The organism is Streptococcus sp. CL6.22, assembly GCF_049738055.1.
Taxonomy (GTDB): Bacteria; Bacillota; Bacilli; order Lactobacillales; family Streptococcaceae; genus Streptococcus; species Streptococcus mitis_DJ.
Genome location: NZ_JBKOTV010000017.1, coordinates 21,249 through 45,677, shown reverse-complemented (window position 1 = coordinate 45,677; position 24,429 = coordinate 21,249). Strand labels below are relative to the sequence as shown.

Sequence of the window (24,429 nt, the reverse complement as noted above, 5' to 3'; positions counted from 1 at the left end):
CTTTATTCTTTTCGATATCGAAATAAATTGGAGGTGTCATGAAAGATAGTCATTTGCTAGCCCATCATATTCGTTTGTTGAATGGGCGGATTTTTCAAAAGTTACTGAGCCAAGATCCTGAAGCTCTTTATCGGAGTGAACAGGGCAAGATTTTAGCGGTTTTATGGAATAGTGAAACTGGCTGTGCAACTGCGACAGATATTGCTTTGGCGACTGGACTTGCTAATAATACTCTGACGACTATGATAAAAAAGCTTGAGGAACAAAATCTTGTAACTATTAGTCCATGTGGAGAAGATAAGCGTAAGAAGTATTTGGTTTTAACAGAGTTGGGGCTGGCCCAAAAAGTAGTAGCGGATCGAGTCAGTCAGAAATTGGATACTATCTTTTACAAAGGATTTTCAGAGGAAGAAATTCGTCAGTTTGAAGCCTTTCAAGAAAGAATTTTGGCTAATCTGAAAGAGGAGGAAAATGAGGTTTAAAATGGAGCAAATTAGCTGTTTATAAGTAAAGACCACTTTTGACTTTGTTTTCAAACTCTTAGGACAAGGAAATTATGTGGTTAGCTATGGTCAGACTCAGATTGATGGCGTTGCTTATGACCAGTACGATATCTTCCGTTTAGACAACGGGAAAATTGTGGAACATTGGGATAATAAGGAAGTTATGACTAAGGTAGAAGACTGACCAATAGAGGTAAGTTTTAAATTGAGGATACAGAATGATTGAATACAAAAATGTAGCTTTACGTTACACAGAAAAAGATGTCTTGAGAGATGTCAATTTACAGATTGAGAATGGGGAGTTCATGGTTTTGGTTGGGCCTTCTGGCTCAGGTAAAACGACTATGATTAAGATGATTAACCGTCTCTTGGAACCAACTGATGGAAATATTTACATGGATGGCAAGCGCATCAAAGACTATGACGAGCGTGAGCTTCGTCTCTCTACTGGTTATGTTTTACAGGCCATTGCTCTCTTTCCAAATCTAACGGTTGCGGAAAATATTGCCCTGATTCCTGAGATGAAAGGATGGACTAAGGAAGAAATTGCTCAGAAAACAGAAGAGCTTTTGGCTAAGGTTGGTTTACCAGTGGCTGAGTATGGACATCGACTTCCTAGTGAATTATCTGGTGGAGAACAGCAACGGGTCGGTATTGTTCGTGCTATGATTGGTCAGCCTAAGATTCTCCTCATGGATGAACCTTTTTCAGCCTTGGATGCTATTTCTCGCAAACAGTTGCAGGTTCTGACTAAAGAATTGCATAAAGAGTTTGGGATGACAACGATTTTTGTGACCCATGATACGGATGAAGCTTTGAAATTGGCGGACCGTATTGCTGTCTTGCAGGATGGAGAAATTCGCCAGGTAGCGAATCCCGAGACCATTTTAAAAGCGCCTGCAACAGATTTTGTAGCAGACTTGTTTGGAGGTAGTGTTCATGACTAATTTAATTGCAACTTTTCAGGATCGTTTTAGTGATTGGTTGACAGCTCTATCTCAACATTTGCAGTTGTCACTTTTGACCTTGTTGCTGGCTATCTTTATAGCGATTCCCTTGGCTGTTTATCTTCGCTATCATGAGAAGTTGGCGGATTGGTTTTTGCAGATTGCAGGGATTTTCCAGACCATCCCGTCTCTGGCCTTGTTGGGGCTCTTTATCCCCTTGATGGGAATTGGAACCTTGCCGGCTTTAACAGCGCTAGTGATTTATGCGATCTTTCCGATCTTACAAAATACCATCACTGGGTTGAAGGGAATTGATCCAAGTCTGCAAGAGGCTGGGATTGCCTTTGGGATGACTAGATGGGAGCGACTCAAGAAGTTTGAAATTCCACTTGCCATGCCTGTTATGATGTCTGGGATTCGCACAGCGGCCGTCTTGATTATCGGTACGGCCACCTTGGCGGCCTTGATTGGTGCAGGGGGACTAGGTTCCTTTATCCTTTTGGGAATTGACCGTAATAATGCCAGTCTGATTTTGATCGGGGCACTTTCTTCCGCAGTGCTTGCCATTGCCTTTAACTTCCTACTAAAAGTGATGGAAAAGGCAAAATTACGGACGATTTTTTCTGGTTTTGCCCTGGTGACAATATTGCTCGGTCTGTCTTATAGCCCAGCTCTTTTGGCTCAAAAAGAGAAAGAAAACTTGGTTATTGCTGGGAAATTGGGACCGGAACCAGAAATTTTGGCCAATATGTATAAGTTACTAATTGAAGAAAATACCAGTATGACTGCGACTGTTAAACCAAATTTTGGGAAAACAAGCTTTCTCTATGAAGCTCTGAAAAAAGGCGATATTGACATCTATCCTGAATTTACTGGTACGGTGACTGAAAGTCTACTTCAACCATCACCGAAAGTTAGTCATGAGCCAGATCAGGTTTATCAGGTGGCGCGTGATGGCATTGCCAAACAGGATCATCTAGCCTATCTCAAACCCATGTCTTATCAAAATACCTATGCTGTAGCTGTTCCGAAAAAGATTGCTCAAGAATATGGCTTGAAAACCATTTCGGACTTGAAAAAAGTGGAAGGGCAATTGAAGGCAGGCTTTACACTTGAGTTTAATGACCGTGAAGATGGCAATAAGGGCTTGCAGTCAATGTATGGTCTCAATCTCAATGTGGCGACCATGGAACCAGCCCTTCGCTATCAGGCAATTCAGTCAGGTGATATTCAAATCACGGACGCCTATTCGACTGATGCGGAATTGACGCGTTATGATTTGCAGGTCTTGGAAGATGACAAGCAACTCTTCCCACCTTATCAAGGAGCTCCACTGATGAAAGAAGCTCTTCTCAAGAAACATCCAGAGTTGGAAACAGTTCTCAATAAATTGGCTGGTAAAATTACTGAAAGCCAGATGAGCCAGCTCAACTACCAAGTTGGTGTTGAAGGCAAGTCAGCAGAGCAAGTAGCCAAGGAGTTTCTACAAGAAGAAGGTTTGTTGAAGAAATAGTTTGAAAATGTCAAACTCAACTTTGTTAAACGACCATATAGAAAACTGCTCAGACAATGTTGTCTGGGCTTTTTTGATTGTTGAAAAGATAAAAACTCAGTAGCCTAGAAATAAGGCAACTGAGCTCTACTCTGTATTCAATTTTTAGGAATGAGAAGGTCTAGATAAAATTGGACAACTTCCTGGTCTGTGAAGTCTTGTCCTTTTTTGAGCCACCAGGTCAATGTCTCGATAAAGTTGGACACGACTAAGTGTTGGAGGTAAGAAGTAGGCAAACTCGGGTGAGCTTCTCTTAAATCATCAGCCATCACGGAATAGACATGGTGTTCTAACTCTCTCTGGAGTTGACGGAGGAAGTAGTCATTTTTGGAAAATAGCAGACTGGTGATATGGTCTTGGTTTTTCTGAAAATGGAGAAAGAGGTGGGCGAGGTAGTCCTCGGTTGAAATGGATTGCTCTCTTTCAAAGAGGTGATGGAAGAGGTAGCGACAAAGTTCGTCCAGAAGTAGTTCCTTGCTCTCATAGTGACAGTAAAAGGTGGAACGTCCCACATCTGCGAGGTCAATGATATCCTGAACTGTAGTGGATTCGTAGCCCTTCTCGTTCAAGAGTTGTAGAAAAGCTTGATAGATGGCTTTTTTTGTTTTGCTGACTCGACGGTCTCTTTTTGGCATGTAGACACTTGAGACAAACTGTTCAGAACTGAACATGGCTGACAGTTTGCTTCTATCCTTTCTTTGAATTTTATTAGATAATACAAATGAAAGAAGTATGTATATACCCATTATACCAAAGGAGGGAGAGAAATGAGTTCTAAAACATCTATCTGGTTAGCTTTTTTCTTAAATTTAAGCTATGCGATTGTTGAGTTTATCGCAGGAGGAATCTTTGGTTCGAGTGCAGTTCTTGCTGATTCCGTTCATGACTTGGGAGATGCTATAGCCATTGGCATCTCAGCCCTTTTAGAAACAATTTCAAACCGTGAAGAAGATAGACAGTACACCTTGGGTTACAAACGTTTTAGTCTTTTAGGAGCCATGCTAACGGCTGTGATTCTTATGATAGGGTCTGTCCTAGTGATCTTGGAAAATGTCACAAAGATTGTTCACCCGCAACCCGTCAATGAGGAAGGCATCCTCTGGCTGGGAATCATTGCAGTAGCCATTAATGTGCTAGCAAGTCTGGTAGTTCGTAAGGGGAAAACAAAGAACGAGTCAATTCTTAGCCTGCATTTTTTGGAAGACACTCTTGGTTGGTTGGCCGTCATTCTAATGGCGATTATTCTTCGATTTACGGACTGGTATATCCTCGATCCGCTTTTATCACTAGTTATTTCTATCTTTATTCTGTCGAAAGCCATTCCTCGCTTTTGGAGCGCACTGAAAATTTTCCTAGATGCTGTGCCAGAAGGAGTCGAGACAAGTGATTTGGAGAAGGATTTAGAGGCTCTACCCAATGTCAACAGTGTCAATCAACTTAGCATTTGGTCCATGGATGGTCTAGAGAATAATGCTATTGTTCACATTTGTATCAAGGACTGGGAACAGATGATGGAAACCAAAGAAGTGGTGCGTCAATGTTTAGAAGAAAGAGGCGTGCAGAATATCACTATTGAAGTAGATAGCAGTCAAAGCAATCATGCGCAACATAAGCGGAGGGTGAGAGAATTAGAGCAGAAGCATGGGCATCATCATTAGAAAAGCGACCTCGCTAGAGGTCGTTTTGTTATCCTATTCATTCCTTGTACTTTCTCTCAGAGTCAGTCTGGTTCCCAACATGGTTAGGCTAGGGATTTTGCGACCGTGGAGCACTTCCTTGTTAAGAATATCCATACCTGCTCGGCCCATTTCTTCGGTATAGACGGTGATGCTGGAGAGGGGAGGATAAACCTGTTTGGTCAGACTAGTGTCGTTAAAGGAAATGAGGCTGACACGGTCTGGCAGGCTGATTCCAGCTTCTTGGAGGGCACGGAGGGCACCGATAGCTAAACTATCGCTGGCTGCGAAAAATGCTGGCGGGAGTTGGTCTCCCAAGTTCTGAATGGCCTCTTTCATTAAGTCATAGCCAGACTGGGCAGTAAAGCTTCCTTGAAAGACCAGTTCATCATGATAGATTCCTTTTGTTTGACTGTAGTTTCTGAAGTTTTCAAGACGCTTGTCCTGAATGATTTCTTCTTGGTCAGTTGTTTCTTCAAGGCCTGTTAGAATCCCGATGCGGTCCATCCCTTGGCTGAGAAAATAATCGACAACCTGTTTCATGGCAGTGTAAAAGTCCGTGATAATGCAGGTATGTCCTAGTGAAAGAGTATCACTGTCTAGAAAGACAAGAGGCTTTTGGTATTCCTCAAAGGCAGAAATCTGAGCTCGGCTAAATTTTCCGATGCAGAGAATCCCAATGACTTCCTCGCTCAGAGTAAAAGGATGGTCGTTGAAATAGCGCAAGATATCATAGTCCAACTCTTGGGCTCTTTTTTCTATGCCTAGGCGAATCTGGTAGTAGTAGAGGTCGTCCAGCTCCCCTTGTTCGCTGACCCATTGGATAATGGCAATCTTTTGCTTGGGTTTGTGGGACTCGCCTGTCTTGAGGTGCTTGGTGTAGCCCAGCTCTTCAGCAACGGTTAAAATACGGTGTCTCGTTTCTTCTGTAACAGATAGGCTCTGGTCGCGGTTGAGGACACGGGATACGGTCGCGATAGAGACAGAGGCTAGCTGTGCAATGTCTTTTAAGGTAGCCATAAATCCTCCTTCTTTTAGGTTAGTATATCATATTTTTCTGTCTTTTACCGATAGTTTAGTAAAAGTTTAGTAAAAAGGATTGACCTTGGAAAATCCCTTGGATACAATAGAAGAAAACGATTACACGTTAAGGTGACTTAACGGACAGTAAAAGGAGAAATCATATGACACAACATCTTACCGCTGAAGCCCTTCGCAAAGACTTTCTTGCCGTTTTTGGTCAAGAAGCAGACCAAACTTTCTTTTCACCAGGTCGTATCAATTTGATTGGTGAACACACAGACTACAACGGTGGGCACGTTTTTCCAGCTGCTATTTCCTTGGGAACTTACGGTGCAGCTCGCAAGCGTGACGACCAAGTTTTACGTTTCTACTCAGCTAACTTTGAGGACAAGGGCATTATCGAAGTGCCTCTCGCTGACCTCAAGTTTGAAAAAGAGCACAACTGGACCAATTATCCAAAAGGAGTTCTTCATTTCTTGCAAGAAGCTGGACACGTGATTGACAAAGGTTTTGATTTTTATGTTTATGGGAATATCCCAAATGGTGCTGGTTTGTCTTCATCAGCATCCTTGGAACTTTTGACAGGGGTCGTGGCAGAGCATCTCTTTGATTTAAAATTAGAGCGTCTCGATTTGGTTAAAATCGGAAAACAAACAGAAAATAACTTTATCGGAGTAAACTCTGGCATTATGGACCAGTTTGCTATCGGTATGGGAGCTGACCAACGTGCTATTTACCTAGATACCAACACCTTAGAGTATGATTTGGTACCACTTGATTTGAAAGACAATGTCGTTGTTATCATGAACACCAATAAACGCCGTGAATTGGCGGATTCTAAATATAATGAACGCCGTGCTGAGTGTGAAAAAGCAGTAGAAGAACTACAAGTGGCTTTGGACATTCAAACCTTGGGTGAATTGGACGAATGGGCCTTTGACCAATATAGCTATCTGATTAAAGATGAAAATCGTTTGAAACGTGCTCGTCACGCTGTTCTTGAAAACCAACGTACCCTCAAAGCTCAAGCAGCCCTTCAGGCAGGTGATTTGGAAATATTTGGTCGCTTGATGAATGCGTCACACGTTTCGCTGGAGCATGACTATGAAGTGACTGGTTTGGAATTGGATACCCTCGTTCATACTGCTTGGGCTCAGGAAGGTGTTCTCGGTGCTCGTATGACAGGGGCAGGTTTTGGCGGATGTGCCATTGCCTTGGTGCAAAAAGATGCTGTTGAGGACTTTAAGGAAGCTGTAGGCAAACACTACGAGGAAGTAGTTGGCTACGCTCCAAGCTTCTATATTGCTGAAGTTGCAGGTGGCACTCGCGTCCTTGACTAATCAAAAGGAGGCTCTATAGTGACCTTAGTAGATAAATTTGTAACACATATTATTTCTGAAAGTTCATTTGAGGAAATGGATCGAATCTACCTGACCAATCGTGTCTTGGCACGAGTGGGAGATGGTGTTTTGGAAGTTGAGACCAATCTGGATAAATTGATTGATCTCAAGGACCAGCTGGTTGAGGAAGCTGTTCGATTAGAGACGATTGAGGATAGTCAGACTGCGCGTGAAATCCTTGGTGCTGAATTGATGGACTTGGTGACCCCTTGTCCGAGTCAGGTCAATCGTGACTTTTGGGCAACCTACGCCCAGTCTCCTGAGCAAGCGATAGCGGATTTCTACCAACTCAGTCAGAAGAATGACTACATTAAACTCAAGGCCATTGCTAAAAATATCGCTTATCGTGTTCTGTCTGATTACGGTGAACTTGAAATTACCATCAACCTCTCTAAGCCTGAAAAGGATCCCAAAGAGATTGCGGCAGCCAAGTTGGTGCAAGCTAGCAATTATCCCCAGTGTCAGCTTTGTCTAGAGAATGAGGGCTACCATGGTCGAGTTAACCACCCAGCTCGCAGCAACCACCGTATTATCCGTTTTGAAATGGCTGGTCAGGAGTGGGGGTTCCAGTATTCGCCCTATGCTTACTTTAATGAGCACTGTATTTTCTTAGATGGCCAGCATCGTCCCATGGCCATTAGTCGTCAGAGCTTTGAACGCCTGCTGGCTATCGTAGAGCAGTTTCCAGGATATTTTGCTGGATCTAATGCCGACTTGCCGATTGTGGGTGGCTCTATTCTGACTCATGACCACTATCAGGGAGGCCGTCACGTATTTCCTATGGAATTGGCTCCCTTGCAAAAAACCTTTCTATTTGCAGGTTTTGAGCAGGTCAAGGCTGGCATTGTCAAGTGGCCAATGTCAGTGTTGCGTTTGACTTCGGATTCCAAAGAAGATTTGATCAACTTGGCTGATAAGATTTTGCAGGAATGGCGCCAGTATTCAGATCCTGCAGTGCAGATTTTGACAGAAACAGACGGGGCACCACATCACACCATCACCCCAATTGCACGTAAGCGTGATGGCCAGTTTGAGTTGGACTTGGTCTTGCGGGACAATCAGACTTCAGCAGAACATCCTGATGGCATCTATCATCCTCACAAGGATGTCCAACATATCAAGAAGGAAAATATCGGCTTGATTGAGGTCATGGGCTTAGCAATCTTGCCACCACGTCTGAAAGCAGAAGTAGAGCAAGTCGCCAGCTATCTCGTGGGAAATGGGGATACAGTTGCCGACTATCATCAGAAATGGGCAGATCAACTCAAAGTCCAATATCCAGACCTAACAGATAAAGAAAAAGCCCTTGAAATCGTCAAGGACTCTGTTGGTGCTATCTTTGCGCGTGTGCTTGAGGATGCAGGAGTCTACAAGCAGACAGAACAAGGACAGGCAGCCTTTATGCGCTTTGTGGAGCGGGTCGGAATTTTGCCAGACTAGGAGCTTTCTCCTTGCACAGTCCTATAAAAAGTAGTATCATAGTGTCGTTTGAAATATCAGGAGGAAACGATGAAAGATTTTCATTTTGACGCTATATCTGCCTTTGAAAATTACGAAATTGAAAAAATGAGAGATGGTCACGTTGTGGTGACGACCAAAGTAGTGGACTCGTCGCTCAACTACTATGGCAATGCCCATGGTGGCTATCTCTTTACCCTTTGCGACCAGATCAGCGGTTTGGTGGTCATATCTCTGGGGCTTGATGGAGTGACACTCCAATCCTCTATCAACTACCTTAAAGCAGGAAAACTCGACGATGTGCTGACCATTAAAGGAGAATGTGTCCATCAAGGTCGCACAACCTGTGTCGTGGATGTCGATATTACCAATCAAGAGGGCAGAAATGTCTGCAAAGCAACCTTTACCATGTTTGTCACAGGCCAGAGGTCAGAAGAAAGACAGGTAAGGATATAGAGAAACAAAAAAGAGGCTCACACCTCTTTTTTAGTTTCAGATAAATCAATCAATCAATTTCTTTAATAAACTTAGCAATTTCTTTTACAATTTCAGTAACTAAAGCATTTCCCATAAAAAACATTCTCATTTTATCAGATACCTCTACAATAGAACCGTCAGATAGTTTCTTTTTAGCTGTCCAATCATCTGGGAAATCCTGAAGGCGTTCAGCTTCAATAGGGGTAATTAATCTATATTTATTGTTTACAAATAATAAATGTGTGGAACGATTAACAGTTCCTTCGGATGTAAGCATTGTTCGTCCTGGAAGGTTTAAATCATCATAAGGGGACATTCCTCCTTCTGAATAGATGTATTGATGTCCGTCAGAGGATGTTCGCTCAATTTTTTTAGGTCCTCTAAGATATTGAAATTTTTCTAGTTTAGCCTGATCAGTTAAAAAATATTTTTCAGGTACTTCAGGTTCATCTTGAAGAATTTCTCCTAGAGTAATCGGATTACCATTGTAGTTAGGTTCTGTATCAATAGAATAGTATTTTCCATGTCTCATAATTCCTGTATTCCAAACAGTACCAGAAAAAGTATCTGAAACTTCAACTATATCATTTGGTAACTCATAAAACACATGACGATTTTTAACTGCTATAGGTTTAATAGGAAATTGTTTTGCAAATAGACCTTGATTGAAAATATAGTCATCATACCTATTATCTTCAAAGATTTCTTCATTTTTTTCGTAAAGATTGTCAATATTTTTTGCAAAAACAGTATCATTTCGATATACGAAAAAGAATACACGACGTCTTCGTTGGCTTCTGCCATACTCAGCGGCATTAATAACTCTCCACTCTACAGAATATCCAAGATTATTAAAAGCTGTTAGCATGATTGCAAAATCACGTCCTCTCTGTTTTGAGGGCGCTTTTAAAAGCCTATCAACATTTTCCAGAATTAAGTATTTGGGTTTAATGATTTCCGTTGCTCTAATGATTTCCCAAAATAAAACTCCTTTTTTTCCTTCAATGCCTTTTTCATTTTTCTTGCTACGCGCAACAGAGTAATCTTGGCAAGGAAAACCACCGACAATCATATCGGCATCCATTTTGGAAAATTGTTCGTCTGTTATATCAGAAATACTAATATTGATGTTTTCGCTATTGGGGAAGTGATAATCATAGACCTCAAATGCGTCTTGAGATTTACGAGATGGTTCCCATTGGTTTGCCCATTTTGTTTTAAAGAGTTGCTTATCGGCATTTTCTAATCCTATCCGAAAACCGCCAACTCCAGCAAATAGTTCGAGAACTTTCATCTTTTCTCCTTCATTTTTTTACAGTTTAATCCATTATATACTATTTTCAATGATTGATCAAGTATTAATGTTTGCTTTAGTTTAATTTGATATAATATAAAAGATAGGAGAAGAAAATGGATCAAAACTTATTTAACTATAACGATGAAGATATCGATAGCGTTATTGAATATTCTCATAAACTATTAAATAGAAAATTTTCCGATGTTATGGAAGAGTATAATCGTTCACTTTATAAATCATATGACGATTATAATGATAGAGTAGTCTCTGAGGTACAAGATAAAGCAATTAGTATGAAGTCAAAAGGGCAGTATGGAAATTATATTGAAAAATATTTCTATGGTTATCAGCCAAATAGTGACTTGGAAGCTGACTTTGAAAAAATAGGTGTAGAATTAAAAGTTACTCCTTTTAAGATAAACAAAAATGGGACACTTAGTGCAAAAGAACGACTTGTATTAACAATACTAAACTATATGGAGGAAAATTTAGAGGATTTTTACTCCACTCATTTATGGAAAAAATGTGCAAAGATTTTGTTATTGTTTTACAATGGCTTAATTCCTAATCGAACAATGAAGGACTATGTCATTGAAAAAATATTTTTATATGAATGGTTTGAGGAGGATATGGCAGTCATCCTTGAAGACTATCAGAAGATTACAGATAAAATCAAAAATGGAAGGGCACATGAATTATCAGAATCAGATGGAAACTATTTATCAACTTGTACAAAAGGTGCAGGTAAAGGAAAGGATTTAAGACAGCAACCATTTAGTCATGAATTAGCAAAACAAAGAGCTTGGGAATTAAAATCAAGTTATATGACCTATCTGATTAATCATAAAATCTTTAACCAATCAGATCAAGAAAGTGTTCTGGCTAATTTTAGGGGTGAGAAAAAATCATTTACAGAGGTTATTGCAGAGAAGATTCTCACCTACAAAGGTTTCTTTGAACAAGAGTTATATGATAGATTTGAAGTGAATCCCAAAGCAAAAGGTAAGAATAGTACTCTGATTAGAAAAATTTTAGGCTTAACAGGGGATTTAGATAAAACTAAAGAATTTCAGAAAGCAAACATGAATTTGAGAGTTATTCGAGTAGATAAGAATAATTTACCTAAGGAAGACTCTCCATTTAAAACTTATTGTTTTAAAGAATTAGCAGAAACAGATAGTTGGGAATCATCACATGTTTATAATGAAATTTATAATAAACGATTCCTCTTCGTTATTTTTAAGGAAATTGAACCTAAGCTATTTGTATTAGATTCTATCAAATTTTGGGGATTTCAGGATAGACAATTAGAAGAAATCCAAAGAGTGTGGCAGGAAACTAGACAAATTATTTCTGACGGAGTTAAATTAACTCAAAATGGTAATAAAGTTTCAACTAATTTCCCTCAAAGTAAGATAAATAGAATCCTATTTACGAAATTACATGCTACCAATGCTTATTATGAAATTGAAAAAGGAAAATTTGTTGGGAAAGGCTCATTATCTGATACAGATGAACTTCCAGATGGACGTAGGATTACAAAACACTCCTTTTGGATGCCTAAGAAGTTTATAAAAGAAATATTAGATGGGAATTGGGATTGATTGTATTTATAATCAATTTGTGATAAACAAAAAAGAGGCTCGCACCTCTTTTTCTTATTTCTTTTTATGATTTAATACAGCGTTGAGTACAATGGCGAGGAGGCTGGCTACGACGATTCCGTTTGAGAAGAACATTTGGAAGGCTGTCGGCATGCTGACAAAGAGATTACTGTTGTTGAGTCCGACACCTGCAGCGATTGATACAGCTGCGATAAGGAAGTTATGTTCATTGTTAGCAAAGTCAACACGAGCGAGGATTTGCATCCCTTGAATAGACACAAAACCAAACATTACCAGCATGGCACCACCGAGGACAGGGCTTGGAATGATTTGGGCAAGGGCGCCAAATTTAGGAAGGAGTCCAAGGAGAACGAGGAAACCAGCTGCGTAGTAGATTGGCAGGCGAGTCTTGATACCTGATAATTTAACCAAACCAACGTTTTGTGAAAATCCTGTGTAAGGGAAGGTGTTAAAGATTCCTCCGAGAAGTACGGCCAAACCTTCTGCGCGGTAACCGTTGCGCAGGCGCGTGCTGTCGATTGGGTCTTTCGTGATATCAGACAAGGCTAGGTAAACACCAGTCGACTCAACCATAGACACCGTTGCGATGATACACATCATGACAATAGATGAGATTTCAAAGGTTGGCATTCCAAAGTAGAGTGGAGTTGGGACATGGACAAGTGGTGCTGCTGCAACAGGAGAGAAGTCGACCAAGCCCATGCTAGCAGCAATGGCTGTTCCAACAACTAGACCAATCAAAATGGAGATAGACTTGATAAATCCTTTGGTAAAGATGTTAATCAAGAGAATAATCAAAACAGTGATAGCTGCAAGCAAGAGACTTTGACCAGTTGGCTCTGGAACGTTATTTCCCATATTTCCAATAGCGACAGGGATCAAGGTTAAACCAATCGTGGTAATAACAGATCCTGTTACGATAGATGGGAAGAGATTGGCCACTTTTGAGAAGATGCCTGAAACAAGAACCACGTAAATCCCTGATGCGATAAGGGCACCAAACATAGCGCCACTACCATGGCTTTGCCCAATCATAATCAAGGGAGCGACTGATTGGAAAGCAACTCCGAGAACGACTGGTAGCCCAATTCCAAAGTATTTGTTGAGTTGGAGTTGGAGGAAGGTTGCCACCCCACACATGAAGATATCTGTGGAAATCAGGTAGGTTAACTGCTCGGCCGAATAGCCAAGGGCTGTCGCAATCATGATAGGAACCAGGATGGATCCTGAGTACATGGCTAGTAAGTGCTGCAAGCCAAGAACGGCTGCTTGCGAGTGTTTTTCTTGAGTTTGCATTAGAGATCTGCCTCCTTAAATACGACTTGACCATTTTCAAAACGATCCAAACGAGCGAGTGATAGGACAGGATAGCCTGCTTTTTCAAGCAAATCACGGCCATCTTGGAAAGATTTTTCAATCACAATACCGATAGCTTCGACTGTTGCTCCAGCCTGTTCGATGATTTGAATCAAGCCTTTAGCAGCTTGGCCATTAGCAAGGAAGTCGTCGATAATCAAAACCTTGTCCTCTGGTGAGAGGAATTTTCCAGCGATAGAAACGGTGCTGGTTACCTGCTTGGTAAAGGAGTAAACTTCGGCAGTTAAGATTCCTTCGTTCATAGTGATGTTTTTAGCTTTTTTAGCGAAAATCATGGGAACGTTTAAGGCTTCAGCTGTAAAAACGGCTGGGGCAATACCTGACGCTTCAATGGTTACAACCTTGGTAATGCCAGCAGCAGCGAATTTTTCCGCAAAAACCTTACCAATTTCTCGCATCAAGCTAAAGTCAACTTGGTGGGTTAAAAAGGAATCCACCTTGAGGATATTATCACCCAAGATATGCCCATCCTTGAGGATGCGCTCTTCTAATAATTTCATAAGACCTCCTAAAGTCTAAAAGCTAATCCATTTGCTTGTTTATAGTTTCTAGCAAGAAATAGAAAAAGGACCTACTTAATCTCTAAGCAAGTCCCTCAAATAGGCATGGCAAAAAAGATCATCCCCTCAAGCTAACTTACTTATTGTTAGGTGTTCCGGCACCTTGTAGAAACGTCGTGCCAATTCACGACATAAACAAGTAAAACGATATTCAATTTTAAATAGGTTTGTACCAATGTTTTTATTTTACACCAAAAAACTTTAAAAATCAAATGTTTTGTTAGTGTTTTAGTTTAAAAAACGAACGAATATAATAAAAATAGGCAAAAATTAACTTATTGGCTAACATTTAGAAGGTTTTTCCATCATAAAAGGGCATATTATTAGGTTTTTAAACACCTGACAATATGCCTCTTTCTAACTTTAAAGACTTTTTCCAAATCTTTATTATTCTACTCGCTAAATCTTAAAAAATAGCCATCTGGATCCAAAACTGCAAATTCGTGAGGGTAAATAAAGCTATCTCCCACTCGAAATTCTCTTTTGGTCAGCGGACGATGGATAGGATAGTCAGCTTCCAGCAGTTTTTGGTGGAGCTGAGGAACATCTGCAATGCCAAAGGAAATATTGACACCGCGTCCGAAAGGATAGGTCAGCTGAGCTAATTCTTCTGTGCTGCCTTCTTCTAGCATAAGTTGGCAGTCTTCAAGCGAGAGGAAGAGAAATTTCTCCTCTGGACGCTCATATTCGACAGAAAATCCCAGCAAGTCGCAGTAGAAGTGGCGTGACTTTTCGAGGTCAGATACTACAAATTCAGGAATGACAGCTTGATAGTCCATTAGCTTTCTCCTTAGAGCTCAATCTCCATGACAATGGGTGTGTGGTCTTGGCGCGCACCAGAGTCAATCATATCAGACTTGGTCACCTTGTCAGCGATGCGGTTACTGGTGAGCCAGTAGTCGATTCTCCAGCCTGTATTGTTGATTTTAGAAGTCTTGCTGCGCTGTGCCCACCAAGTGTAGCGTTCTGGAACATCGCCGTGAACATGACGGAAGGTATCAGTAAATCCAGTTGCTAAAAGGTTGGTAAATCCAGCACGTTCCTCGTCGGTAAATCCAGGTGAACGGCGGTTGCTGGCAGGATTTGCAAGGTCGATTTCATTGTGGGCTACATTGTAGTCACCGGTCGCAAGGACTGGTTTTTCTTTGTCTAGTTCAGCCAAATACTCAGCGTATTTGACATCCCAGACTTGACGTTCTTCCAAACGTTTGAGACCGTCACCAGCGTTTGGAGTGTAAACTTGGGTCACGAAAAATTCATCAAATTCCAAGGTGATGATGCGGCCTTCCAAGTCCATGGTAGAAGGGGCACCGATTTCTGGAAAAGTGACAGTGGGCGTAAGTTCTTTCTTATAGAGGAACATGGTTCCGGCATAGCCTTTACGGGCAGGTTCTTGAGAAGAACGCCACGTGTTTTCGTAGCCTGGGAAGAGTTCTTCTAAAATTTCTAAGTGTTTCTTTGTAGGCCCTTTGGCAGAAAGCTTAGTTTCTTGGATAGCAATGATATCAGCATTTTCAGCGACCAAGGTTTGTAGGACTTCTTGGGACAGTTTCGCGCGAGCTGAGTCGCTAGTTAGGGCTGCATTGAGGGAATCAATATTCCATGAGATGAGTTTCATAAAGTTACCTTTTTCATTCAGATTATAGATTTTATTATACCAAAAAAAGGTCCATTTCCCCAACGTATGGCTTGAAAAATCACTCTCTTTCGTTTATAATTAAGAATGATTTTATGAAAGGGAGTGAAAATAAATGAAATTTTACTCATATGACTATGTACTTAGCCAAATCAGTCAGCAAAATGGAATGATGATTGGCTTTGGGATTGTGCTCCTAGCTATCACAGGATTTTTTGCTTTTAAAGCCTATCGAGATAAAAAGGGGACTAAGTTTCGGGAATTGGTCATGATTTTGGCCTTGACCTTGGTGGCCATGCTTTTGGTGACAATCTCAAAATACCAGACCAATCAAGCCTCTAACAATCAATTTCAAACCTCCCTTCATTTCATAGAGGTTGTTTCCAAAGACTTGGGAGTGGATAAATCAGAAGTTTATGTCAATACTTCTGCAGCCACTGATGGAGCACTTATCAAGGTAGGTTCAAATTTCTATCGTGCCATGAACGGGAGCCAACCAGACAAGTATCTTTTAGAGAAATTAGAATTGCATCAAACAGACGCTATTGAATTGGTGGAGGTAAACAAATGACACTCAATTATATGGAAATTTTAATCAAACTGGCCTTGGGTCTTTTCTCTCTTGTTTTTGTTATCAATGTGACAGGAAAGGGGAATCTAGCACCTAACTCTGCTACAGACCAAATTCAGAACTATGTTCTTGGTGGTATCATCGGTGGGGTAATTTACAATAGTTCTATCAGCATTCTCCAGTACGCAGTGATTTTGATGATGTGGACGATTTTGGTCTTGACCCTCAAGTGGCTCAATAACAATGTTCGTTTTGTCAAACGCTTGATTGATGGAAAACCAACTCTCCTTATCAAAAATGGGCAGATTGACCCAGAAGCCTGTCGTTCAGTTGGCTTGTCTGCATCGGATGTAGCCCTCAAACTTCGTAGCCAAGGAATTTTCCAGATGAAGCAAGTCAAACGAGCTGTGCAGGAGCAAAATGGCCAACTCATCGTGGTCCAAATGGGGGATGAAAATCCTAAGTATCCAGTTGTGACTGACGGTGTGATACAAGTCGATGTTTTGGAGTCGATTGGTCGTAACGAAGAGTGGTTGCTTGATAACCTCAGCAAGCAAGGGCATGACAATGTAGCCAATATCTTTATCGCTGAGTATGACAAGGGTGCGGTCACAGTCGTAACCTATGAATAAGAAAAACCTGGGGTCTTGGCCTCAGGTTTCTATTTGCAATCAGAAAGGGATGTTATGTCCATTATTCAAAAACTTTGGTGGTTTTTCAAGTTAGAAAAACGCCGTTATCTAGTCGGAATTGTGGCCCTGGTCTTGGTTTCCGTCCTCAATCTCATTCCCCCTATGGTTATGGGGCGGGTCATTGATGCCATCACATCGGAGCAATTAACCCAGCAGGACCTTCTTATTGACCTATTTCACTTGCTCCTTGCGGCCTTTGGGATGTATTATCTGCGTTATGTTTGGCGCATGTATATCCTCGGGACTTCCTACCGTTTGGGGCAGATTATGCGGTCTCGCTTGTTTGAGCATTTCACAAAAATGTCTCCAGCCTTTTATCAGACCTATCGGACGGGGGATCTGATGGCACACGCCACCAATGATATCAATGCCTTAACCCGTCTGGCAGGGGGCGGTGTCATGTCTGCCGTGGATGCCTCTATCACGGCTTTGGTGACCTTGTTGACCATGCTCTTTAGCACCTCATGGCAAATGACCTTGGTTGCCATTCTACCCCTACCTTTCATGGCCTATGCTACTAGTCGTTTAGGAAGAAAGACTCACAAGGCCTTTGGCCAATCACAGGCTGCCTTTTCTGAACTCAATAACAAGGTGCAGGAGTCGGTATCGGGTATCAAAGTGACCAAGTCTTTCGGTTATCAGGCAGACGAGCTGAAGTCCTTCCAGGCAGTCAATGAATTGACCTTTCAAAAGAACCTCCAAACCATGAAATACGATAGTCTCTTTGATCCCATGGTTCTCTTGTTTGTTGGCTCCTCCTATGTCTTAACGCTCTTGGTCGGCTCCTTGATGGTTCAGAAAGGGCAAATCACCGTTGGGAATCTAGTCACCTTTATCAGCTACTTGGATATGTTGGTCTGGCCTCTTATGGCTATTGGTTTCCTCTTTAATATCACTCAGCGAGGTAAGGTTTCTTACCAGCGGATTGAGGAACTTTTGTCTCAGGAATCACCTGTACAAGACCCTGAGTTTCCTCTAGACAGTATTGAAAATGGGCGCTTGCAGTATGCCATTGATAGCTTTGCCTTTGAAAATGAGGAAACACTGACGGATGTTCACTTTAGTTTAGAAAAAGGGCAAACCCTGGGCTTGGTTGGGCAAACAGGCTCTGGGAAAACATCTCTAATCAAACTCCTCTTGCGTGAATACGATGTGGACAAGGGTGCAATTTACCTAAACGGTCATAATATTCGTGACTATCGTCTGACAGATCTTCGTAGTCTTATGGGCTATGTTCCTCAGGACCAGTTCCTCTTTGCGACTTCGATTTTAGATAATATCCGCTTTGGCAATCCTAACTTGCCCCTTTCAGCGGTCGAGGAAGCGACTAAGCTAGCCCAAGTTTACCAAGACATTGTAGCCATGCCTCAGGGATTTGATACGTTGATTGGTGAAAAGGGAGTCAGTCTTTCTGGAGGTCAAAAGCAGCGTCTGGCCATGAGTAGGGCGATGATTTTAGATCCTGATATCTTGATTTTGGATGATTCTTTGTCAGCTGTGGATGCCAAGACAGAGTATGCGATTATCGACAATCTCAAGGAGACACGAAAGAACAAGACAACCATTATTACGGCTCATCGCCTCAGTGCGGTTGTCCATGCAGATTTGATTTTAGTTCTGCAAAATGGCCAAATCATCGAACGAGGCAGGCATGAAGACTTGCTAGCTTTGGATGGCTGGTATGCCCAAACCTACCAGTCTCAGCAGCTGGAAATGAAGGGAGAAGAAGATGCGGAATAAGAAAGAACAATGGGTTGTATTGAAGCGCTTGATGTCCTATCTCAAGCCCTATGGACTCCTGACCTTTTTGGCACTCAGCTTTCTCCTAGCGACGACGGTCATTAAAAGCGTCATTCCCCTTGTGGCCTCCCACTTTATCGATCAGTATCTCAGAAATCTCAACCAACTCGCTGTGATCGTTTTGCTGGCCTACTATGGCCTTTATATCCTACAAACTCTGGTCCAGTATGTCGGCAATCTTCTCTTTGCGCGCGTGTCTTACAGTATTGTTAGAGATATTCGTCGAGATGCCTTTGCCAATATGGAAAAGCTGGGTATGTCTTATTTTGACAAGACGCCAGCAGGATCTATCGTCTCTCGTTTGACAAATGACACCGAGACTATTAGTGATATGTTTTCGGGGATATTATCCAGCTTTATCTCAGCAGTTTTCATCTTTCTGACAACCCTTTATACCATGTTGGTGTTGGATTTTCGTTTGACAGCTTTGGTCTTGCTCTTTCTCCCCTTGATTTTCCTTTTGGTCAATCTCTATCGGAAAAAATCAGTGAAAATCATTGAGAAAACCAGAAGTCTCTTGTCAGATATCAATAGCAAGCTGGCTGAAAACATCGAGGGAATCAGAATAATCCAGGCCTTTAATCAAGAGAAGCGCCTACAGTCAGAGTTTGATGAAATCAACCAAGAACACTTGGTCTATGCCAACCGTTCTGTAGCCTTGGATGCCCTCTTTTTGCGCCCTGCCATGAGTTTGTTGAAACTCCTAGGATATGCAGTTTTAATGGCCTATTTTGGCTATCGTGGCCTTTATCTGGGAATAACTGCCGGGACTATGTATGCCTTTATCCAGTACATCAACCGCCTTTTTGACCCCTTGATTGAAGTAACGCAAAACTTTTCAACCCTTCAAACTTCCATGGTTTCTGCAGGCCGTGTCTTTGCCCTGATAGACGAGAGGACCTATGAACCCCTTCAAGAAAATGGGCAGGACGAGATCAAAGAAGGCAATATCCGTTTTGAACATGTATGTTTCTCTTATGATGGAAAACATCCGATTCTGGATGACATTTCTTTCTCTGTTAATAAGGGTGAAACCATAGCTTTTGTAGGGCATACAGGTTCTGGGAAATCTTCGATTATTAATGTCCTCATGCGCTTTTATGAATTTCAGTCAGGGCGAGTTCTCTTGGATGATGTGGATATCAGGAACTACAGTCAGGAAGAGTTGAGAAAAAACATCGGTCTGGTCTTGCAGGATCCCTTCCTCTATCATGGGACCATTAAGTCCAATATCGCCATGTACCAAAATATTAGTGATGAGCAGGTACAGGCTGCAGCTAGCTTCGTAGATGCAGATTCCTTTATTCAGGAACTTCCTCAGGGTTATGACGCCCCTGTTTCTGAGCGTGGCTCCAGTTTTTCAACAGGGCAGCGCCAGCTTCTAGCCTTTGCTAGAACAGTCGCCAGTCAGCCTAAAATCCTGATTTTGGATGAAGCGACAGCCAATATTGACTCTGAAACAGAAAGTTTGGTTCAAGCTTCACTGGCGAAGATGAGACAGGGACGGACAACCATTGCCATTGCCCACCGTCTTTCTACTATCCAAGACGCCAACTGTATCTATGTTTTGGACAAGGGGCGCATCATCGAGAGCGGAAGCCATGAGGAACTTTTGGCCTTGGGAGGAACCTATCACAAGATGTATAGTTTGCAGGTAGGGGCCATGGCCTAATACTCTTTGAAAATCTCTTCAAACCATGTCAGCTTTATCTGCAACTTCAAAGCTGTACTTTGAGCCACCTGCGGCTAGCTTCCTAGTTTACTCTTTGATTTTCATTGAGTGTAAGAAGGAAATCCTTCAAATTACAGATTTCTTTCACCGCCTTTTCCATTTTGTGGTATAATGAAAAATGTTGACAAATAGTATAATAAAAACAAAGGAGAAACAGCATGCTGAAATGGGAAGACTTGCCCGTGGAAATGAAATCAAGCGAGGTTGAGTCTTACTACCAGCTTGTCTCTAAAAGGAAGGGTTCGCTGATTTTCAAGCGTTGCTTGGACTGGGGTCTAGCCTTAGTCTTGCTGGTTCTGACCTCTCCCATCTTTCTCATCTTGAGCATTTGGATCAAGTTGGATAGCAAGGGGCCAGTGATTTACAAGCAAGAGCGCGTGACCCAGTACAACCGTCGGTTCAAGATTTGGAAGTTCCGTACCATGGTGACAGATGCAGACAAAAAAGGAAGTCTGGTGACTTCTGCTAACGATAGCCGAATTACCAAGGTTGGCAATTTCATCCGCCGTGTGCGTTTGGATGAACTGCCTCAGTTGGTCAATGTCCTTAAAGGCGAAATGTCCTTTGTTGGTACACGACCTGAAGTGCCACGCTACACAGAGCAGTATAGCCCTGAAATGATGGCGACCTTGCTCTTGCCAGCAGGTATTACCTCTCCAGCCAGCATCAACTACAAGGATGAGGATACTATCATCAGTCAAATGACCGAAAAAGGTCTGTCAGTTGACCAAGCCTATGTAGAGCACGTTCTTCCTGAAAAGATGCGCTATAACCTCGCCTATCTCCGAGAATTTAGTTTCCTTGGAGACATCAAAATTATGTTTCAAACCGTGTTTGAAGTACTAAAATAAAGTAGTCATGAGAGAATGAGTACAGATAAAAGGAGCAAATCAATGCCAAATTACAATATTCCATTTTCACCACCCGATATTACGGAAGCAGAAATTGCTGAAGTAGCGGATACCCTGCGTTCTGGTTGGATTACAACTGGTCCTAAGACCAAAGAATTGGAGCGTCGCTTGTCTCAATACACACAGACTCCTAAGACTGTCTGCCTAAACTCTGCGACTGCCGCTCTGGAGTTGATTTTACGCGTTTTGGAAGTAGGACCTGGTGATGAAGTCATCGTTCCAGCCATGACCTATACAGCTTCATGTAGTGTTATCACTCACGTAGGGGCGACTCCTATCATGGTGGATATCCAAGCAGATACGTTTGAGATGAACTATGACCTGCTTGAGCAAGCTATCACTGAAAAAACTAAAGTGATCATTCCAGTAGAGCTTGCAGGGATCGTTTGTGACTATGACCGTTTGTTCCAAGTTGTGGAGAAGAAACGTGACCTCTTTATCGCTTCAAGCAAGTGGCAAAAAGTCTTTAACCGTATTGTGATTGTTTCTGACAGTGCCCATGCTCTGGGATCTACTTATAAAGGACAACCAGCTGGTTCTATCGCTGACTTTACTTCCTTCTCTTTCCATGCCGTTAAGAACTTTACAACAGCAGAGGGTGGAAGTGCCACTTGGAAAGCCAATCCAGCGATTGACGACGAAGAAATGTACAAGGAATTCCAAATCCTTTCTCTTCACGGGCAAACTAAGGATGCTCTTGCCAAGATGCAATTGGGTTCATGGGAATACGATATCGTAACACCAGCCTACAAGTGCAACATGACCGATATCATGGCATCGCTTGGTTTGGTACAATTGGACCGCTACCCAAGTTTATTGCAACGTCGTAAGGACATCGTGGACCGTTATGATCGTGGTTTTGCAGGTTCTCGCATCCATCCTTTAGTACACAAGACTGAAACTGTCGAATCTTCACGTCACCTCTACATCACCCATGTAGAAGGTGCTAGCCTAGAGGACCGCAATCTTATCATCCAAGAATTAGCCAAAGCAGGAATTGCAAGTAACGTACACTACAAACCGCTTCCGCTCTTGACAGCCTATAAGAATCTTGGTTTTGACATGGCGAACTATCCTAAGGCCTATGCCTTCTTTGAAAATGAAATTACCCTCCCTCTTCACACTAAATTAAGTGATGAAGAAGTGGACTATATCATTGAGACTTTCAAAACAGTTTCTGAAAAAGTGCTAACTTTATCAAAAAAATCGTAAAAAAGTCTTGACAAAGAAAAAGTAAAGTATTAAAATAAGTTCAACAAATCAGAAAAGTAACTATTTTTGATCTTCAGGGAGCCTGTGGTCATTGTGAACAGGTGGTTGGAAGTAGTGAAAGTGGGCTGATTTTAAAAATGAATTTGAAACAATGAAAATTCGGTGCGCACACCTTACAGTGCAACTTGTTGTTAGACAAGGCAGAGATGTAAAGGGGGATAGTCCCTTTATAATTGAGGTGGCACCGCGTTACCAACGCCCTCACATGGAAGTATTTTCTGTGTGTGGGCTTTTTTCATATCTTGGAACCAATACAGAAAGAGGAAATTTTTATGACAACTAAAGGTTATTTTGGACAATTTGGTGGTAGTTTTGTACCGGAGCCGATTCAGGCTTTGTTGGATGAGTTGGAAGTGACATTTGACAAGTATAAGGATGATCCAGAGTTTTTGGCAGAATTTCGCCATTACTTGAAGGACTATTCCGGTCGCGAAACACCGCTCTATTTTGCGGAAAGTTTGACAGACCACTTAGGTGGAGCTAAGATTTATCTCAAGCGCGAAGACCTTAACCACCTTGGTTCTCACAAACTCAACAACGTTTTAGGGCAAATTCTTCTGGCTAAACGTATGGGTAAAAAACGGGTTATCGCAGAGACAGGAGCTGGTCAGCACGGTGTTGCGACTGCAGCAGCTGCAGCCAAGTTTGGTATGGCTTGTGATGTCTACATGGGAGCAGAAGATGTGGAGCGTCAACGTCTCAATGTTTTCCGTATGGAGATGATGGGAGCAACTGTTCACGCAGTTGAAACGGGGACACGAACTCTTAAGGATGCTGTTGATGCAGCCTTTGGAGCATGGATGAATGACCTTGAAGCCTTCTATGTTCTGGGATCTGCTGTAGGTCCTCACCCTTATCCTACAATTGTCCACGAGTTCCAAAAGGTCATCAGTGAAGAATCTCGCCGTCAAATCTTAGAAAAAGAAGGTCGTTTACCAGACTACGTTATTGCTTGTGTAGGTGGTGGTTCCAATGCCATCGGTGCTTTTTCTCAGTATGTGGCTGATGAAGAAGTCAAATTGGTTGGGGTTGAAGCTGCTGGGCATGGGCTTGATACAGACAAGCACGCAGCTACTATGACAAAAGGTAGTATCGGAATTGTCGACGGAATGAAGACCTATGCAGTCTTTAAGGAAGATGGAGAGCTGGCTCCAGTTTACTCTATCTCAGCTGGTTTGGACTATCCAGGTGTTGGCCCAGAACACGCCTACTTCAAAGACTCAGGTCGCGTGGAATATGTGGCTGCGACGGATGAAGAAGCTGTTCAAGCCCTGCTCCTTCTCAGCAAGACAGAAGGAATTATCCCAGCGATTGAAAGTTCACACGCTATTGCAGAAGCAGTTAAACGTGCACCAAAACTAAGTAAAAATGAGATTATCATCATCAATGTCTCTGGTCGTGGAGACAAGGACGTAGCTGCGATTGCAGACTACCTAGAAGCTAAAAAATAATAGATGGAAAAATTACATTCCTTTCTCTCACAGAGAGCTTGTGGTTGCTGGAAACAAGCAGAGAAAACTGTAAGGTTGGGTCCATCTAAAACGAGAGAAGAAAACATAATTCTCAAGGGAGTGCCCTTTATCGCACAGCCTGTTACAGGAGGTATCTGAGACAGGAATGAGAGATAGGAGAAATCCTATAATTGAGGTGGCACCGCGAATTTCGTCCTCACGCAAGTTGTTTTGCGTGGGGATTTTTATATATTTATTATAGGTCCAGTTATTCAGTTTTAAATTATTTTTAATCATTAAACAGACTGCTACAAAAAATTTGCGAACGAAGTGAGCTTTTAAAAGATATTTCCCGCCATAGTGGTATTCTAGAGAAGCAAAGATGCTTCTCTAGAACGGAATTTTTGAGACCTAAGGCTCAAAAATTAGGGATGAAATTTCGAAGAAAGTTGCTCCCGTCCGCACTATT

Annotated in this window: 22 protein-coding genes, 1 pseudogene, 1 riboswitch and 2 other annotated features; of the genes and pseudogenes, 16 read left to right on the top strand and 7 right to left on the bottom strand. The window is 42.0% G+C overall.

What is annotated here, in order from left to right; genetic code table 11:
- The first annotated feature begins 38 nt into the window (after positions 1 to 38).
- The 4 genes and pseudogenes from ACLNCW_RS09075 to ACLNCW_RS09060 all read left to right on the top strand — a co-directional run bounded on the left by ACLNCW_RS09075 (position 39) and on the right by ACLNCW_RS09060 (position 2,963).
- Positions 39 to 482, top strand: a complete 444-nt coding sequence (locus tag ACLNCW_RS09075) for a MarR family winged helix-turn-helix transcriptional regulator (RefSeq protein ID WP_424846106.1) — start codon at positions 39 to 41, stop codon at positions 480 to 482.
- Between the two features lie 34 nt (positions 483 to 516).
- Positions 517 to 707: pseudogene (locus tag ACLNCW_RS09070) on the top strand (nuclear transport factor 2 family protein); the annotation flags it as partial.
- 14 nt (positions 708 to 721) lie between these two features.
- Positions 722 to 1,450: an ATP-binding cassette domain-containing protein gene (locus tag ACLNCW_RS09065; RefSeq protein WP_269794939.1), complete on the top strand. Its 729-nt coding sequence runs from the start codon at positions 722 to 724 to the stop codon at positions 1,448 to 1,450.
- Entirely contained in the window at positions 1,443 to 2,963 is a 1,521-nt protein-coding gene (locus ACLNCW_RS09060; RefSeq protein ID WP_424846105.1) for an ABC transporter permease/substrate-binding protein, read from the top strand. Before ACLNCW_RS09065 ends, ACLNCW_RS09060 begins: the two co-directional genes overlap by 8 nt.
- Before the next feature lie 137 nt (positions 2,964 to 3,100).
- On the opposite strand, the gene ACLNCW_RS09055 is transcribed toward ACLNCW_RS09060, so the two are convergent.
- Positions 3,101 to 3,637, bottom strand: coding sequence for a TetR/AcrR family transcriptional regulator (locus ACLNCW_RS09055; protein ID WP_424846118.1), 537 nt, complete (start codon positions 3,635 to 3,637; stop codon positions 3,101 to 3,103).
- Between the two features lie 132 nt (positions 3,638 to 3,769).
- Here ACLNCW_RS09055 and ACLNCW_RS09050 point away from each other — a divergent pair, with 132 nt between their 5' ends.
- Positions 3,770 to 4,660 carry a cation diffusion facilitator family transporter gene (locus tag ACLNCW_RS09050; protein ID WP_000095928.1) on the top strand — a complete coding sequence of 297 codons (891 nt, stop codon included), beginning with the start codon at positions 3,770 to 3,772 and terminating at the stop codon, positions 4,658 to 4,660.
- 33 nt (positions 4,661 to 4,693) lie between these two features.
- On the opposite strand, the gene galR is transcribed toward ACLNCW_RS09050, so the two are convergent.
- A complete protein-coding gene (gene galR, locus ACLNCW_RS09045) occupies positions 4,694 to 5,698 on the bottom strand; it encodes a LacI family DNA-binding transcriptional regulator (protein WP_247930655.1) in 1,005 nt (334 codons plus the stop codon).
- A gap of 164 nt (positions 5,699 to 5,862) precedes the next feature.
- Here galR and ACLNCW_RS09040 point away from each other — a divergent pair, with 164 nt between their 5' ends.
- The 3 genes from ACLNCW_RS09040 (at position 5,863) to ACLNCW_RS09030 (ending at position 9,015) form a co-directional block, all read left to right on the top strand.
- On the top strand, positions 5,863 to 7,041 hold the full coding sequence (locus ACLNCW_RS09040; protein ID WP_424846104.1) for a galactokinase: 1,179 nt from the start codon (positions 5,863 to 5,865) through the stop codon (positions 7,039 to 7,041).
- 18 nt (positions 7,042 to 7,059) lie between these two features.
- Positions 7,060 to 8,541 carry a UDP-glucose--hexose-1-phosphate uridylyltransferase gene (locus ACLNCW_RS09035; RefSeq protein WP_424846103.1) on the top strand — a complete coding sequence of 494 codons (1,482 nt, stop codon included), beginning with the start codon at positions 7,060 to 7,062 and terminating at the stop codon, positions 8,539 to 8,541.
- A gap of 69 nt (positions 8,542 to 8,610) precedes the next feature.
- Positions 8,611 to 9,015, top strand: coding sequence for a PaaI family thioesterase (locus ACLNCW_RS09030; protein WP_000651199.1), 405 nt, complete (start codon positions 8,611 to 8,613; stop codon positions 9,013 to 9,015).
- A 49-nt stretch (positions 9,016 to 9,064) separates the two neighbouring features.
- On the opposite strand, the gene ACLNCW_RS09025 is transcribed toward ACLNCW_RS09030, so the two are convergent.
- Positions 9,065 to 10,330, bottom strand: a complete 1,266-nt coding sequence (locus ACLNCW_RS09025) for a DNA cytosine methyltransferase (RefSeq protein WP_424846102.1) — start codon at positions 10,328 to 10,330, stop codon at positions 9,065 to 9,067.
- 116 nt (positions 10,331 to 10,446) lie between these two features.
- Between ACLNCW_RS09025 and ACLNCW_RS09020 the strand changes: the two genes are divergently transcribed.
- Complete coding sequence (locus ACLNCW_RS09020; protein ID WP_424846101.1) at positions 10,447 to 11,937, top strand: Sau3AI family type II restriction endonuclease; 1,491 nt, start codon at positions 10,447 to 10,449, stop codon at positions 11,935 to 11,937.
- A gap of 54 nt (positions 11,938 to 11,991) precedes the next feature.
- Here the strand turns inward: ACLNCW_RS09020 and ACLNCW_RS09015 are convergent, their stop codons facing one another.
- From ACLNCW_RS09015 to ACLNCW_RS09000, 4 genes are all read right to left on the bottom strand, one after another.
- Positions 11,992 to 13,254, bottom strand: a complete 1,263-nt coding sequence (locus tag ACLNCW_RS09015; protein WP_001194477.1) for a nucleobase:cation symporter-2 family protein — start codon at positions 13,252 to 13,254, stop codon at positions 11,992 to 11,994.
- A complete protein-coding gene (locus ACLNCW_RS09010; protein WP_000770403.1) occupies positions 13,254 to 13,835 on the bottom strand; it encodes a xanthine phosphoribosyltransferase in 582 nt (193 codons plus the stop codon). Before ACLNCW_RS09010 ends, ACLNCW_RS09015 begins: the two co-directional genes overlap by 1 nt.
- 123 nt (positions 13,836 to 13,958) lie before the next feature.
- Positions 13,959 to 14,054, bottom strand: a riboswitch (purine riboswitch).
- Between the two features lie 233 nt (positions 14,055 to 14,287).
- The gene (locus ACLNCW_RS09005; protein WP_084861690.1) at positions 14,288 to 14,674 is read right to left on the bottom strand and encodes a bleomycin resistance protein; all 387 of its coding nucleotides are present in this window, start codon (positions 14,672 to 14,674) and stop codon (positions 14,288 to 14,290) included.
- An 11-nt stretch (positions 14,675 to 14,685) separates the two neighbouring features.
- Entirely contained in the window at positions 14,686 to 15,513 is an 828-nt protein-coding gene (locus ACLNCW_RS09000; protein ID WP_261053260.1) for an exodeoxyribonuclease III, read from the bottom strand.
- 133 nt (positions 15,514 to 15,646) lie between these two features.
- On the opposite strand from ACLNCW_RS09000, the gene ACLNCW_RS08995 reads away from it, so the two are divergent.
- From ACLNCW_RS08995 to trpB, 7 genes are all read left to right on the top strand, one after another.
- Positions 15,647 to 16,102, top strand: a complete 456-nt coding sequence (locus ACLNCW_RS08995; RefSeq protein WP_000675343.1) for a DUF3290 family protein — start codon at positions 15,647 to 15,649, stop codon at positions 16,100 to 16,102.
- A complete protein-coding gene (locus ACLNCW_RS08990; protein ID WP_000174455.1) occupies positions 16,099 to 16,734 on the top strand; it encodes a DUF421 domain-containing protein in 636 nt (211 codons plus the stop codon). The genes ACLNCW_RS08995 and ACLNCW_RS08990 overlap by 4 nt, the downstream gene beginning before the upstream one ends.
- A 54-nt stretch (positions 16,735 to 16,788) precedes the next feature.
- Positions 16,789 to 18,534, top strand: coding sequence for an ABC transporter ATP-binding protein (locus tag ACLNCW_RS08985; RefSeq protein ID WP_424846098.1), 1,746 nt, complete (start codon positions 16,789 to 16,791; stop codon positions 18,532 to 18,534).
- Positions 18,524 to 20,266, top strand: coding sequence for an ABC transporter ATP-binding protein (locus ACLNCW_RS08980; protein WP_424846096.1), 1,743 nt, complete (start codon positions 18,524 to 18,526; stop codon positions 20,264 to 20,266). The genes ACLNCW_RS08985 and ACLNCW_RS08980 overlap by 11 nt, the downstream gene beginning before the upstream one ends.
- A 218-nt stretch (positions 20,267 to 20,484) precedes the next feature.
- Positions 20,485 to 21,177 carry a sugar transferase gene (locus ACLNCW_RS08975; protein ID WP_261096324.1) on the top strand — a complete coding sequence of 231 codons (693 nt, stop codon included), beginning with the start codon at positions 20,485 to 20,487 and terminating at the stop codon, positions 21,175 to 21,177.
- Between the two features lie 42 nt (positions 21,178 to 21,219).
- Positions 21,220 to 22,449 carry a DegT/DnrJ/EryC1/StrS family aminotransferase gene (locus ACLNCW_RS08970; RefSeq protein WP_410011602.1) on the top strand — a complete coding sequence of 410 codons (1,230 nt, stop codon included), beginning with the start codon at positions 21,220 to 21,222 and terminating at the stop codon, positions 22,447 to 22,449.
- Between the two features lie 40 nt (positions 22,450 to 22,489).
- Positions 22,490 to 22,715, top strand: a binding site (T-box leader).
- Between the two features lie 66 nt (positions 22,716 to 22,781).
- On the top strand, positions 22,782 to 23,960 hold the full coding sequence (gene trpB / locus ACLNCW_RS08965) for a tryptophan synthase subunit beta (RefSeq protein ID WP_410011601.1): 1,179 nt from the start codon (positions 22,782 to 22,784) through the stop codon (positions 23,958 to 23,960).
- Positions 23,957 to 24,182, top strand: a binding site (T-box leader). It overlaps the preceding gene by 4 nt.
- The last annotated feature ends 247 nt before the right edge of the window (positions 24,183 to 24,429 follow it).

Excerpts from the sequence above, each read along its gene's own strand:
- ACLNCW_RS09040 (WP_424846104.1), top strand. The coding sequence starts at position 5,863 with ATGACACAACATCTTACCGCTGAAGCCCTTCGCAAAGACTTTCTTGCC.
- ACLNCW_RS08980 (WP_424846096.1), top strand. The coding sequence starts at position 18,524 with ATGCGGAATAAGAAAGAACAATGGGTTGTATTGAAGCGCTTGATGTCC.
- ACLNCW_RS09005 (WP_084861690.1), bottom strand. The coding sequence starts at position 14,674 with ATGGACTATCAAGCTGTCATTCCTGAATTTGTAGTATCTGACCTCGAA.
- ACLNCW_RS09030 (WP_000651199.1), top strand. The coding sequence starts at position 8,611 with ATGAAAGATTTTCATTTTGACGCTATATCTGCCTTTGAAAATTACGAA.
- ACLNCW_RS09020 (WP_424846101.1), top strand. The coding sequence starts at position 10,447 with ATGGATCAAAACTTATTTAACTATAACGATGAAGATATCGATAGCGTT.
- ACLNCW_RS08995 (WP_000675343.1), top strand. The coding sequence starts at position 15,647 with ATGAAATTTTACTCATATGACTATGTACTTAGCCAAATCAGTCAGCAA.
- ACLNCW_RS08970 (WP_410011602.1), top strand. The coding sequence starts at position 21,220 with ATGCCAAATTACAATATTCCATTTTCACCACCCGATATTACGGAAGCA.
- ACLNCW_RS08975 (WP_261096324.1), top strand. The coding sequence starts at position 20,485 with ATGCTGAAATGGGAAGACTTGCCCGTGGAAATGAAATCAAGCGAGGTT.
- ACLNCW_RS09050 (WP_000095928.1), top strand. The coding sequence starts at position 3,770 with ATGAGTTCTAAAACATCTATCTGGTTAGCTTTTTTCTTAAATTTAAGC.
- ACLNCW_RS09010 (WP_000770403.1), bottom strand. The coding sequence starts at position 13,835 with ATGAAATTATTAGAAGAGCGCATCCTCAAGGATGGGCATATCTTGGGT.
- ACLNCW_RS09055 (WP_424846118.1), bottom strand. The coding sequence starts at position 3,637 with ATGCCAAAAAGAGACCGTCGAGTCAGCAAAACAAAAAAAGCCATCTAT.
- ACLNCW_RS09015 (WP_001194477.1), bottom strand. The coding sequence starts at position 13,254 with ATGCAAACTCAAGAAAAACACTCGCAAGCAGCCGTTCTTGGCTTGCAG.
- ACLNCW_RS09060 (WP_424846105.1), top strand. The coding sequence starts at position 1,443 with ATGACTAATTTAATTGCAACTTTTCAGGATCGTTTTAGTGATTGGTTG.
- ACLNCW_RS09000 (WP_261053260.1), bottom strand. The coding sequence starts at position 15,513 with ATGAAACTCATCTCATGGAATATTGATTCCCTCAATGCAGCCCTAACT.
- galR (WP_247930655.1), bottom strand. The coding sequence starts at position 5,698 with ATGGCTACCTTAAAAGACATTGCACAGCTAGCCTCTGTCTCTATCGCG.
- ACLNCW_RS09075 (WP_424846106.1), top strand. The coding sequence starts at position 39 with ATGAAAGATAGTCATTTGCTAGCCCATCATATTCGTTTGTTGAATGGG.
- trpB (WP_410011601.1), top strand. The coding sequence starts at position 22,782 with ATGACAACTAAAGGTTATTTTGGACAATTTGGTGGTAGTTTTGTACCG.
- ACLNCW_RS09025 (WP_424846102.1), bottom strand. The coding sequence starts at position 10,330 with ATGAAAGTTCTCGAACTATTTGCTGGAGTTGGCGGTTTTCGGATAGGA.
- ACLNCW_RS08985 (WP_424846098.1), top strand. The coding sequence starts at position 16,789 with ATGTCCATTATTCAAAAACTTTGGTGGTTTTTCAAGTTAGAAAAACGC.
- ACLNCW_RS09065 (WP_269794939.1), top strand. The coding sequence starts at position 722 with ATGATTGAATACAAAAATGTAGCTTTACGTTACACAGAAAAAGATGTC.
- ACLNCW_RS08990 (WP_000174455.1), top strand. The coding sequence starts at position 16,099 with ATGACACTCAATTATATGGAAATTTTAATCAAACTGGCCTTGGGTCTT.